Genomic DNA, 12407 nt, shown 5'->3' on the forward strand with positions numbered 1-12407 from the left:
CTCCGGCCAAGTCAAGATTGGGACTGCAGTGTTGAAATCAATGGCGCGAGAGCTGCGCTCCGCGGTTCCCACCTCGGGGCGCAGCCGGTCGGCGATCATTTCCGACGCGCTGTTCGTGGCCGGCCTCGTGCTGACCGCAGTGATCATGGCCTGGGATCGGGTGCCGCACATCGTGGCGCATCCTCCCTACTTCGCCCTCGTGGACAGCCGCGGGCTCGCGCCACAAGAGCTGCTCGCGTTCCTTCTCTTGCTGCAGCGCGGTCTCGTCATGGCCTGGGACCGGATCCGCAGGAACGGCGGGGCCTGGCCGAGCGTCGGCCTGACCCTGGCTTTCGGCCTGCTGGCGGTCGCCACCGGCGTGGCGGCCCTGACCGCCTTCAACTTCAAGGTCGCGGTCATCGCGTCGCTGGTCTTCTGCTTCGCGCTCGGGCGGGGCTGGCTGCTGGCGCAGTACGTCCGCGAGCGCGAGCTCAAAATGTTCGAAAACGTCGTGCTTTGGGTGCTCGCCGTGACGATCGTGCTCGGCTACTTCCAGTTCCTCGGCGACGTCTACGGTCTCTCGCAGTCGTGGACGCAACTCCTGCCGCAGTACAACAGCACCACCGGCGCGTACCCGTTCCCCCGGGTGCAGTCGTTCGCGCTCGAGCCGCTGTACCTCGGTCACTGGATGTTCCTGCCGCTCGGCATCCTTCTGACCCGCTACTGGCGCACCCGAAAGGCCTCGGCCTTCGAGCAGATCCTGCTGGTGCTTGCCCTCGGCCTCTTCCTGCTCACGCTGTCGCGGGGCGCGATGCTGGGTCTGGCCCTGGCTGTCTTCGCGATCTTCGTCGTCGGCCGGTCCTGGCGCCCCCTGCTGTACGTGGCCCGGAACGGTGTGTTCGCGGTCCTGCTCGTCGCCGGGCTGCTCCTGCTGGCCAGCTCCGCGCACGACAACAAGACAGCGGAATCCGCCGCGACGACGGCCGCGCCGAACCCGTCGTCCCCCTCCACCCCGGCCAGCCCCGCCCCCACCGCCCCCACCGCGCCGACGAAGCCGGACGTGGTCGGCTCGTTCACCGGCCATGCCCTGGACGTCAACGACCCCTCGGCCCAGACCCGGTACGACCTCTGGCCGCAGACCATCAAGATCTTCATCCACCATCCGTTCACCGGAGTCGGCTTCAACAACGCGCGCCTGCTGCTGCACGACGGCTCCGCCTCCACCTCGGTGGCCGAGGCGAACGCGTTGCAGCCGGTGAACAACGACTACCTGACCTTCCTCAGCGAGCTGGGAGTGGTCGGCGTTCTGCTGGCGCTGCCCCTGGTCTGGCTGGTACTCAAGGCTATGTGGGGGGTCGCGCGGACCCGGCTCGACCACCTGTCGAGTCCCTACGCGTTCGCCCTGGTGGGCATGGCCTTCGAGGCCAACGCCTTCCAGTCGTTGTCGCTGTTGCGGACCTGGGTGGTCGTCGGCCTGCTGATCGCCGGAGCGCGGCTGATGCGGGAGCGGCCGGCCGTGGCCGACACCTCGGACGACCTGGCCGAGACGGTGATCCTCAACCGGTCCCTCGCGGACACCACCGTCCTCGACCGCGGATCGGTGGGTTCGAAGACCGCATGAGAATTGTCATCGACGGGCGAATGCTGTCCTGGACCGGCATCGGCCGGTACACCCACGCCCTGCTGGAAGGGCTGGAGGCGATCGACCGGTCCAACGAGTACGTGGTTCTGATGCGCCAGGACGACTGGACGAGGTGGAAGCCGCAGGAGAGCAACTTCCGGCGGGTCGAGTGCAACATCGACCCGTACTCGCCGGCCGAGCAGGCCACGCTGCCCAGGGTCCTGCGCGACCTGGCCCCGGACGTCGTGCATTTCGTGACTCCCAACGCGGCCGCCCTCTACCGCGGCACCAAGGTGGTCACGATCCACGACCTGACCTTGCTCGATTTCGACACCAGCCGGGGATCGCTGCCGAAGCGCCTCGCCGGCAAGCTCAAGCGTTACCCGTTCCGCCGGATCTTCCTGATGCAGCTGGCCAGCGCCACGCACATCGTCACAGACACCGGATACGTCCGGGATCAGCTGATCCAGCGCTTCCAGGTCGATCCGGCCAAGGTCTCGGCGGTCTGGATCGCCGCCGACTCGATCCACCTGGCCGAGGCCAAGGAGGAGAGTGTCGACGGCCTGTCGGCGTCGGACTCGCTCATCCTGTATGTCGGCAACTATTTCCCGTACAAGAATGTCCGACTGCTCATCGAGTCGCTGGCTCTGGTGGCGCGCAGCCGCCCGGACGTGAAGCTGGTGCTGGCCGGCAAGGCTGCCGAGTACAAGGACGACCTGCTCGCGCTGGCCGCGTCGCTGAACGTGGCCGACCGGATCGTCATGCCCGGCTTCATCAGCGACGGCCAGCTCAAATGGCTGTACCAGAATTCCGCGATGTACGTGTACCCGTCGCTGTCCGAGGGATTCGGGTTGCAGGGGCTCGAGGCGATGGCGCAGGGGCTGCCGGTGCTCTCCTCGACCGCGACCTGCCTGCCTGAGGTATACGGGGACGCGGCCCTGTATTTCGACCCGCATTCGGCCGGAGACCTGGCGCAGAAGATCGCCGACCTGCTGGCAAGGCCGGAACTCGCGACCGAGATGGCGGCCCGGGGATACGCGCGCCTGCCGATGTTCTCGTGGCGGGCGACCGCGGAGGCGACCCATCAGATCTACCTGGAGGCCGTTCAGTGACGCCGTTGAGAGTGTTCGTCGAGGGCACGCCCCTCTTCCGGCAGCGCACCGGCGTGGGTCAATACACGAAGTATCTTCTCGAAGCCCTCTTCCGGCTCGACGAGGAGAACCAGTACACCATCTACGCGTTCGGGTTCCTGGGGCGTGGAACAGACACCAGGCCGATCCCCGAGACGTCGCGCGTTGGTTACCGCTTCATCCGATACATGCACCTCAAGGCGTACAACGCGGTCGTCCGGAAGCTGACGGCTCCGCCCATCGACATCATGGTGGGCAGCCGGCCCGACCTGTTCATCTTCCCCGACTTCGTACGCCACCCGCTGCCGCTCGGCAGCCCCGCGATCACGGTGATCTACGACCTTTCGTTCGTTCTGCACCCCGAACACGTGGCCGCTCGGAATCGTCGGTACCTCACCCGGTACGTCCCGCAAACGATCGAGAAATCTCAGCACATCGTCACGATCTCGGAGAACTCCAAGAGAGAGATCGTGGAGTACTACGGGACCGATCCGGCCAAGATCTCGATCGTCAGCCCGGCCATCGACCACAGCGTCTTCTACCCCCGCCCCGCGAGCGAGATCGGAGCGGTGGCCGGGAAGTACCACATCGCCAAGCCGTACATCCTGTACACGGGGACGCTCGAGCCGCGAAAGAACATCCGCAGCATCCTGGACGCTTACGCGAAGCTGCCGGAGCACGTGCGCGCGTCCTATTCCCTGGTGCTGGCCGGCGGCAAGGGCTGGCTCGACGAGAGCATCCAGAACCGGCTCGACGAGCTGCAGCACCTGGACATCATCACCACCGGATACGTCCCGGACGAGGATCTGCCTGCGCTGTACAGCGGCGCCTCGGTGTTCGTGTACCCGTCGCTGTACGAGGGGTATGGGATGCCGCCCCTGGAGGCGATGGCCTGTGACACCCCGGTGATCGTGGCGAACAACTCGTCCCTGCCCGAGGTCGTCGGCGACGCGGGCCTGCTGGTCGACGCCCACGACGTCGATTCCCTGGCGCAGCACATGGAGAAGGTCCTCGGTGACCCGGCCCTGGCCGACGAGCTGCGCCGCCGAGGGCTGGTACGCGCGAAGGCCTCGAACTGGGAGGAGAGCGCGCGGCGGCTCCTGGCCGTGATCAGCGAGGTCGGTGCGCGACGATGACGGCTCTGGTGACGGGCGCCACCGGGTTCGCCGGCGCCCACCTGATGGAGGCGCTCCGGCAGGGTGCGGTCGAAGCCTACGGGACCTCCCTGTCGGGCGGCGCCGACGCCCGCACACGGCAAACCGACCTGACGGATTACGACGCGGTGGTCGGGCTGCTGGACGAGCTGCGGCCGGACACCATCTTCCACCTGGCCGCCTTCGCCTCACCGGCGCTGTCGTTCAAGGAGCCGGTGGAGGCGGTGACGTCCACCCTGGCGATGCAGATCAACCTGTTCCAGGCCTGCCTCGCCCTGCGGATCAAGCCCCGCATCGTGGTCGTCAGCAGCGGTCAGATCTACGGGATGACCGACGCCGCGCGGCTGCCGCTGGCCGAGACCACGCCGCTGGACTTGCCGAGCCCGTACGCGGTGGCCAAGGTGGGCCAGGAGAATCTGGTCTCGATGTACGCGAAGCTCGGCGTCGAGTCGGTCATCGCCCGTCCGTTCAATCACATCGGGCCGGGGCAGCAGCCGGGCTATCTCGTCGCCGACCTCACCAAGCAGATCGCCGAGCTCGAACGCGACGGCGGAGAGGTGCTGCGGGTAGGCAACCTGAGCTCCAAGCGGGACTTCACCGATGTCCGGGACGTCGTGCGCGCCTACATCCTGCTGGCGGCCAAGGGCACGGTCGGCAAGGTCTACAACGTCTGCTCCGGTACGTCCCGGTCGGGGCAGGAGATCCTGGACCTGCTGCTGCGGGCCTCGGGCGCACGGATCCGCACCGAGCAGGACCCGGCGCGCATGCGGCCGGCCGACGTCCCCGATCTCCGCGGCGACGCCACCAAGATCCGGCAGGACACCGGCTGGACCCCCGAGATCCCGATCGAACAGACCTTGGCCGACACGCTCGCCTACTGGCGTTCCCAGCCGGCCGAGCAGTAGCTGCCGGAACCGCGAACGCCGGCGGGCCCAGCCCGCCGGCGTTCGTCGTACGACGCGCGGTCAGCCGGTCGCCCACTCGATCCATTGCGTCATGTTCGCGGCGAAGCGATTCGCCGAGAAGTTGTTCGCGTGCTGCTGGATCGGCCACGGCGACAGCTCGCCGAGCCGGCGGACGGCGGCCGCGTACGGCCCCGGCTCGCGGCTGTCGACCAGGAAGCCGGTCTGGCCGTCGACGACCGTCTCGAGCAGGCCGCCCCGGGCCAGGCCGAGCACCGGCGTGCCGCACGCCTGGGCCTCGACCGGGATGATCCCGAAGTCCTCGTGCGCCGGGAACAGTAGCGCCCGGGCGCCCCAGTACAGCTGGCGCAGGCGCTCGCGCGGCGGCCGGACCTCGAAGGTGACCGGCACGCGAGCGGCGGCCGCCAGCTGACGCAGGCGCTGCTCCTCCGGCCCGGAACCGGCGATCACGAGCGGCAGGTCCGCCGCGTCGGCGATCTCAATCATCAGATCGAAGTTTTTGTACGGGATCCAGCGCCCCACGCCGAGCAGATAGTCGCGCGACTGGTACTGCTCCTGCGGCGATGCCGCGGCGAAGTAGTCCACGTCGACCGGCGGGTTGATCACCACTGCCTCGCGGTTCCAGAACCGGTTGATCCGGCCCTGCACCTCGCGCGAGTTCGCGGCGTACGCGTGCACGTGCTTGCTGAGCTTGACGTCCGCCTTCTGCAGCATGCGGCGGGGCACCTTGAGCGCCGGGTGCGAGCCGCGGCCGTCGAAGTCGGGGCTCCACACGTAGCGCGCGGGCGAGTGGATGTAGCTCAGGTGCCGGGTCTCGTCCGGGTTGCCCAGCTTGACCGTGTGCGCGAAGGCGTGGCTTGACGAGATGACCACGTCGAACTTCTCGTTCGTCAGTGTCCGCCAGACCAGCGGCATCGCCGGCAGTGCCAGGGCCTTGCTCTTGGTCAATGGGGTGCGCGACATCCACGACTGGCTCAGTCGCAGCCGGTCGGTATCGACGCCATCGTCGGCCCAGAGCACCAGGCGCTCGGCGTGCGGCAGCAGGTCGGCGATGGCCAGGAACACGGCCTCGGAGCCGCCGGTGGCGCCGAACCATTCGTGCACCATCGCCACCGAGCGGTCGGCCAGCAGGGGCAGCCGGGGCAGCCGCGCTGTCTGGTCGAAGAGCGTCACGTCGCATCACCCGCAGCGCAAAGCCCGTCTGTCCGCATGCCTTCCCCCGTTTGCCGCACCGCCAATGGCCGGATCATTAAGGCCGCTCACGTCGGCCTTTGTCAACTCGACGCCTCGACGGGCGGCGCACAAATCGTGTTCAACGATATGTTCGGCGGGAAGGCTGCGGGTGCCGAAATCCTCATCCGCGCAGCTCACGCGGCATGAGCGTATTCGTGGAGCAGGCCACCGAGCCAGGTGCCGTTCTCCCGGGCCAGGCGCAGCACCAGCCGGTGCAACGGGGCGGCGAGCCGCGCCCGATCGGCCCGGGTAAAGCGGACCTTGTCACCGTCCAGGTGCCGTTCGAGGACCGCGATCTGATGCCGAGGCGCGAGGATCTCGGAGTCTTTGTCCCGGTTGCTCATCAGAATTCGGTCGCGAGAACCTTGACCGCCCCGTTGGGGAACTGGGCGCACAGTTGGGTCGCACCTCCGACGGTCCGGGCGAAGACCCGTACCGAGGCGTCGGCCGGGGGCGCGGGAACCTCCTGCGCACGCATCTCGAAAGCCGGGCTGACGACGAGATTCCTTCCGGCGTCGGCGACGCCGTCGACGATATCGATGCGACTGGTGCGATGCGGATTGCCGATCCACCCGGCCCCCGTCCCATCGACGTGCTTGCCGTCGATGTTCACGCCCGGCTGGGAGAGCGACGCGCGGATGTTGGACCGGCCCCCGTCGGCGCCGAAGTCGATCGCGGCCGTCGCGCAGTTGGTGATTTTGGTGTCCACCACACACCCACTCGGCTCGCCGTCCGTCGGACCGGGCACGAACTGCACGCCGATCTCGCGGCGGGGGCCGGGATTGTTGGCGCCGAGCACGAATCCACCGACCCAGCGACAGTCATGGCGGGCGATCCGTACGCCCACGCCGCCGTTCACGTCGGCGTAACAGTTCACGCAGCCCAGGGAGAGCGCGGCCAGGTGGAACGAAACCGGCTGCCGGGCTCCCCAGCCGTGACAGTTCACCATCGAACTGCCGTGGCTCTCCCCGGCCATCCGGAATCCAATAGCCTGGTTCTCGAAGGCCAGGCAGTTGACGAACATCGAGTCGTGCGGTCCGTTGAAGTTGATCCCGTCACCGTCATTGTTGTGCGAGCGGACCGCGGTAACCCGCGCCTCCATCTGATGCGACGGAAACGGCAGGCCGCCCGCCGCGCTCCACTCGCTGTAGAGCCCGTCCTGCCGGCAGTTGAAAATTATGACCTCGGACAGCTCGTACTGGTACCCGTAGAGACGCAGCCCGTAGCCGCCGGCCGGGTTCTGGTCCTTGTTGCCGTCGAGGGTGAGATCGCGCACGCTGAAGGAATTGATGCCGCCGGCGTCGCCGGTGCCGGTGAGTTTGCTGAAACCGGCCGATTCGAGGATCGCACCGTTGGCCCCGGCCTGCAGCCGGATCGTCGTGGCGTCGCCGCCCGCGCCGCGCAGGTGCACTCTCGAGCGCAGCACCAGGCCGCGCGTCAGATAGACACCGGCGGGGATGAAAACGATGCCCCCGGCGGCACCCGCCGCGTCAATGGCGCTCTGCAGGGCCGCGGTGTCGTCGGTCCGGCCGTCGCCGGCCGCGCCGTGCGCCCGGGCGTCGAACGTCGAGTCGGCCCGGTGCCCCGGTGACATCACGGTCGTGCTCAACCGGTCCGCTGCGACGCCGGCGACCCCGGCACCGAGGACCAGCGCCCCGCCGTGGGTGAGCATGGCGCGGCGGGACGGCGAAGGCATGCCGTCGGCGAACCCGGCGGATGGCATCCGGCGTGTCCACCAGCGGCGACCGGCATCGAAGGCGGCTGTCAGTCGTGTCACCGGGGCAAGGCTATCGGACCGGCTCGACGGTCAGCTGTGGCGCTGCCACAGGTCCCGCAGCGGCTCCCATTTCCCGCCGAGATCCCGCTCACAATCCGCCTCGATGATCAGGGCGGCGACGGAATCAGCGTCCCGCTCCCAGTCCAGGCCGCAGAGCGAACGGCCGTTCTCACGCCGGAACGCGTACTCGATCATTTTGCCCACTGCCCCGGTGACGCCGCCGGTCGCCCTGCCCGGGTCGTGTACCCCCGGTGCGATCTCGTCGGAGTTGAGGTTCAGCTGTAGCCGGTAGGTGCGAGCTTCGTTTCGCAGGGCTTCGCTCTTGTACGCCACGAAATGTACCCAGGCCGAGCCGTACCGGCAGGCGACATGCCGGTCTTCGCTGGGACTCAGGGCCGGCTGGCCCGGGCCGCCGCTGACCACGCAGTCGCTCATCGCGGTGGACAGCCAAGGTTCGGCAAGGCCGGCCAGGGAGCCGTCGAGCAGGCTCTTGTTCGCCGCTGACTGCGCCGACTCGAAGAGCGGGGGAGCGGCCGACGTGGCCGCCGGGCCCGGTGTGGAGTTTCCGCCGCCGGCCGAGGCGCCGAGGAAGTAACCTCCGGTGCCGGCCACGATGGCGGCGACCACGACACCGATCAGCACCGGGACGACCGGTTTGCGCTGTTTCGGCGGGCTCGGCGAGATGCGCGGCACATATTGCGGGAAGGAGTCGCCACCGGCCGTCGGCGCGCCCCAGCCGGAACCCGACTGCGGCTCCGGCGACCAGGCCGCGCCGGACTGCGGTGTCACCGACTCGGGCGCGGTGGACCAGCCGCCCGCGTTCGGCTCGGATTGATCCCACGGCGTCGGGGGGCTGCTCTGCGGGTGCGCCGCCGGCGTGTCCCACGGTGGCAGCGCGCTCGCCGGCGACACCGGCGGACCGGACGCGGGCGAGTTCCATTGCGCTTGCTGGCCGGTATTGACGTTCCATGCCTCCGTTGGTGCGCTGTCCGCCGGCGCGGAACCGTCCTGCCGGTGCGGCCCGGGACCCTGGGTCGACTCTTCGTTCACGGTGCGCACGGTACCAGCAGGTAGTGAGGACCTTCAGCCCGCGATTGTCGACCCGGCCGTTGCCCCGTACGCCGCGTAATCCGTCTGATCCCGAGGCCGGGCCGGCCGAATGGCTGCGCCGTGGAACCGTACGTGAGCGGACCAACCGGCTGACCGGACTACCGCCGAGATCATCGGTGTGCCGGCTTTCGGCCCGGTGTCGTTGTGTCTACGCCGCGCGAGGCAGCTTGGCCTGCCCGGTTCCGGTCATCCCTGATCGAGTGATATCGACGTCTGCGGGTTGCCTCTCCCGGTTGGCTTGGCACGGCGGACCGGCTTCGCCACCGCGAAGGCGGCGGAGTACGGCCGGCTGCGCCGTCAGCGCGACGCCGAGCATCCGAAACCGCGGCTCAGTGACAGCGTGCAGAACATCTGCGAGGGCTGGGTGCCGGCCCGGGAACTGGAACTTGAACCCAACACCGGCTACGGCTACCGGTGGCTGCTCAGCCTGCTCTACCCGTATGTGGGCGGGGTGCGAGAGCCTCCCGGCTCAGCGCCCGGATGGTCGAGCAGGCCTACCGGGAGCTGGAAGGATGCGGCTACTCCCGTACCACCCTGCGAACGCTGAACCTGCTGCTGGCGAAGGCGTTCGCGGAGCAGACCGGCCGGGCCCTCGGTACGCGCAAGCCGCGCGAGAGCGACGAGCAGCGGCCGGTGTGGTCGCTGGCCGAGGCGCGGCGCCGACCACGTCGCCTCGTGGACGGGGGAGTGGTGGAAGTCGTCGGCGTGGAGTCCGACCGGAAGGCTCAGTGCTTCGGCGCACGCACTCGGCGCTGGTCAGCGACGCCGACTCGCCCCGCTGACGGCGCCCGGTTTCCCGGTCCGGCCGTCGAGCGGGGCGGCGGATCATTCGGCGGGGGCCAGCTCGACGGTCACCTCGCGGGTAGGTGACTCCCGCAGTACCAGGTCGGCGATGCTGCCCGCCCGCCGCAGGTCCTGCTCGCCGATCCGTACCAGGTCCAGCTGGTCCGCGGCGTCGGAGAGCACCAACCGGGCAACCTCGCTGCGTTGCGAGCGTCGATTCTCGGACTTTGTCTTGCGCACATCGACCAGGACGGCCCCGACGGCCCCGAGCGCCGCGGGATTGCCGCTCGCCGGGGCATCGCCGAGTTCCTCTGGGGTCGGCCACGGCGCGCGGTGCACCGAACCCGGCCGCCACCAGGACCAGACTTCCTCGGCGACGAACGGCAGGAACGGCGCGAGGAGCCGCAGCAGGACGGACTGCGCGAGGGCCAGCGCGGCCCTGGCAGAGCCGGCCTCGGTGCCGTCGCCGTAGGCGCGTTGCTTCACCAGCTCCAGGTAGTCGTCGCAGAAGCCCCAGAAGAACCCTTCGGTCACGGACAGCGCCCGGTGGTAGTTGTACGCCTCGAAGTGTGTCGTCGCCTCGACGATGACGTCCGACAGCTGGGCCAACATGGCGCAGTCGATCGGTTCGGTGACGTCGGCCGGCGACAAATCCGGTTTCGGGTCGAGCCCGAGCACGAACTTGCTGGCGTTGAGAATCTTCAAGGCCAGCCGTCGGCCGACCTTCATCTGTGCCTGCTCGGCCGCGGTGTCCGTGCCAGGAGCGCTGGAACACGCCCAATAGCGCAGACCGTCCGCGCCGTACAGGTGCACCAGTGGCATCGGGGTGAGGACGTTGTCCTTGGACTTGGACATCTTCTTGCGGTCAGGATCCAGGATCCAGCCGTTGATGCTCGTGTGCCGCCACGGCAGCACGCCGTGTTCCAGCTTGGAGCGCAACAGGGTGGAGAAGAGCCAGGTCCGGATGATCTCCGGCCCCTGTGGCCGGAGATCCATCGGGAAGACTCTGGCGAACAGGTCCTCGTCGTCGCCCCAGCCGCCGGCGATCTGCGGCGTCAACGACGAGGTCGCCCACGTGTCCATCACGTCCGGGTCGGCGATGAATCCCCCCGGTTTGCCGCGCTGGGACTCGTCGAAACCGGCCGGCGTGTCCGTCGAGGGGTCGACGGGCAGCGCGGCCTCCTCGGCGAGGATCGGCGCGTCCCAGCCGATCTCACCATCCTCGAGCACGGGATACCAGACCGGGAACGGCACGCCGAAGTAGCGCTGGCGGCTGATCAGCCAATCGGTGTTGAGACCGTTGACCCAGTGCTCATACCGGATCCGCATGAAGTCGGGATGCCAGGTGATCTCGCGGCCGCTGTCGATGAGTGCCTCGCGCAGGTCTTGGCTGCGTGCCCCGTTACGGATGTACCACTGCCGGCTGGCGACGATCTCGAGCGGCCGGTCGCCCTTCTCAAAGAACTTGACCTCGTGGGTGATGGGAGTCGGCTCGCCGACCAGGTCGCCGGAATCGACCAGCAGCTCGACGATGCGCTTGCGCGCCTGTTGCGGGTACAACCCCGCCAAATGTGACCACGCCTGCTCGGCGGGCCCGTCCAGCCAGGCCGGGAGCTCCTGTTGGAATCGACCGTCACGGCGGATAACCGTGCGGGTGGGCAGATCGAGCTCGCGCCACCACATCACGTCGGTGGTGTCACCGAACGTGCAGATCATCGCGATTCCTGAGCCCTTTTCGGGTTGGGCCAGGCGGTGCGCGATGATCGGCACCCGCACCCCGAACACCGGCGTACTGACCTCGGTGCCGAACAGTTCCTGGTATCGCTCGTCGTTGGGGTTGGCGACCAAGGCGACACAAGACGGCAGCAGTTCGGGCCGGGTCGTCTCGATTTCCACCGGCGGACCGCCGTCGACCCGGGCGAACCGGATGCGGTGGTACTCGGCCGGAAGTGTTCGCTCTTCCAGCTCGGCCTGGGCGACCGCGGTTTGGAAGTCGATGTCCCACAGTGTGGGCGCGTCAGCTGCATATGCCTCGCCGCGCGCCAGATTGCGGAGAAAGCCACGCTGCGCCACCCGACGCGATCGCGCGTCGATGGTGGCGTAGCTCAGGTTCCAGTCGACTGAGAGGCCCATCAACCGCCATTGCTGTTCGAAGTCGTCCTCGAACTCGGTGGTCAGCCGGTGGCACAGTTCGACGAAGTTCTTCCGCGAGATCGGCCGCTGGCCCTTCGAGCCCTCGGTCACCACCAGATCGGGGTCGTAGGGAACCGCGGGATCGCACCGAACACCGTAGTGGTTCTGGACCCGACGCTCAGTTGGCAGACCGTTGTCGTCCCACCCCATCGGATAGAAGACCTCGCGCCCCCGCATGCGGTGAAAGCGGGCGATCGAGTCGACCTGGATATAGCCGAATGCCGTCCCCAGATGAAGAGACCCGCTGATCGTCGGCGGAGGCGTATCGATGGCGAAGATCTGCTCACGCGTTTTCGCCCGATCGAAGGTAAAGGTGCCCTGGTCCTGCCAGTGGGCACTCCACTTCTGTTCCAACCCCTCGATCGAGGGCTTCTCGGGAATAAGGTCCACCTTGTCAGGTTACGCGCTGTCGCCGCCTCGACTGCGGTCGGGTCCGTGGTCGTAGCCGCCGCCGGCGGGCCGCGCGGGGCGGTTACTGGCGCATGCGTGATCAGGTGCGCCTAG

Annotated in this window: 10 protein-coding genes; 5 read left to right on the top strand and 5 right to left on the bottom strand. The window is 68.3% G+C overall.

All coding sequences use genetic code 11. The features are described 5' to 3' along the window. Positions 1 to 40: 40 nt before the first annotated feature. Genes ODJ79_RS42360 through ODJ79_RS42375 form a run of 4 tightly spaced genes read left to right on the top strand, consistent with a single transcriptional unit; the run spans position 41 to position 4789 of the window. Positions 41 to 1600, top strand: a complete 1560-nt coding sequence (locus ODJ79_RS42360) for an O-antigen ligase family protein (protein ID WP_263029377.1) — start codon at positions 41 to 43, stop codon at positions 1598 to 1600. Continuing rightward, positions 1597 to 2712 carry a glycosyltransferase family 4 protein gene (locus tag ODJ79_RS42365; RefSeq protein ID WP_263029378.1) on the top strand — a complete coding sequence of 372 codons (1116 nt, stop codon included), beginning with the start codon at positions 1597 to 1599 and terminating at the stop codon, positions 2710 to 2712. The genes ODJ79_RS42360 and ODJ79_RS42365 overlap by 4 nt, the downstream gene beginning before the upstream one ends. Then, positions 2709 to 3866, top strand: coding sequence for a glycosyltransferase family 4 protein (locus tag ODJ79_RS42370; RefSeq protein WP_263029379.1), 1158 nt, complete (start codon positions 2709 to 2711; stop codon positions 3864 to 3866). The genes ODJ79_RS42365 and ODJ79_RS42370 overlap by 4 nt, the downstream gene beginning before the upstream one ends. Further along, the gene (locus tag ODJ79_RS42375) at positions 3863 to 4789 is read left to right on the top strand and encodes a GDP-mannose 4,6-dehydratase (RefSeq protein ID WP_263029380.1); all 927 of its coding nucleotides are present in this window, start codon (positions 3863 to 3865) and stop codon (positions 4787 to 4789) included. Before ODJ79_RS42370 ends, ODJ79_RS42375 begins: the two co-directional genes overlap by 4 nt. A gap of 60 nt (positions 4790 to 4849) precedes the next feature. Here the strand turns inward: ODJ79_RS42375 and ODJ79_RS42380 are convergent, their stop codons facing one another. The 4 genes from ODJ79_RS42380 to ODJ79_RS42395 all read right to left on the bottom strand — a co-directional run bounded on the left by ODJ79_RS42380 (position 4850) and on the right by ODJ79_RS42395 (position 8867). Continuing rightward, the gene (locus ODJ79_RS42380; protein WP_263029381.1) at positions 4850 to 5980 is read right to left on the bottom strand and encodes a glycosyltransferase; all 1131 of its coding nucleotides are present in this window, start codon (positions 5978 to 5980) and stop codon (positions 4850 to 4852) included. Positions 5981 to 6174: 194 nt separating this feature from the next. Beyond that, the gene (locus ODJ79_RS42385; RefSeq protein ID WP_263029382.1) at positions 6175 to 6384 is read right to left on the bottom strand and encodes a hypothetical protein; all 210 of its coding nucleotides are present in this window, start codon (positions 6382 to 6384) and stop codon (positions 6175 to 6177) included. Further along, positions 6384 to 7817 carry a right-handed parallel beta-helix repeat-containing protein gene (locus ODJ79_RS42390; protein ID WP_263029383.1) on the bottom strand — a complete coding sequence of 478 codons (1434 nt, stop codon included), beginning with the start codon at positions 7815 to 7817 and terminating at the stop codon, positions 6384 to 6386. Before ODJ79_RS42390 ends, ODJ79_RS42385 begins: the two co-directional genes overlap by 1 nt. A gap of 30 nt (positions 7818 to 7847) precedes the next feature. After that, on the bottom strand, positions 7848 to 8867 hold the full coding sequence (locus tag ODJ79_RS42395; protein WP_263029384.1) for a hypothetical protein: 1020 nt from the start codon (positions 8865 to 8867) through the stop codon (positions 7848 to 7850). A 298-nt stretch (positions 8868 to 9165) separates the two neighbouring features. Here ODJ79_RS42395 and ODJ79_RS42400 point away from each other — a divergent pair, with 298 nt between their 5' ends. Next, a complete protein-coding gene (locus tag ODJ79_RS42400) occupies positions 9166 to 9474 on the top strand; it encodes a hypothetical protein (protein ID WP_263029385.1) in 309 nt (102 codons plus the stop codon). A gap of 278 nt (positions 9475 to 9752) precedes the next feature. Here ODJ79_RS42400 and valS read toward each other — a convergent pair whose 3' ends face one another. Further along, positions 9753 to 12284: a valine--tRNA ligase gene (gene valS / locus ODJ79_RS42405; RefSeq protein ID WP_263029387.1), complete on the bottom strand. Its 2532-nt coding sequence runs from the start codon at positions 12282 to 12284 to the stop codon at positions 9753 to 9755. Positions 12285 to 12407 lie beyond the last annotated feature (123 nt).

Origin of the sequence: Actinoplanes sp. KI2 (assembly GCF_025630775.1) — a bacterium.
In the GTDB taxonomy this organism is placed as follows: domain Bacteria; phylum Actinomycetota; class Actinomycetes; order Mycobacteriales; family Micromonosporaceae; genus Actinoplanes.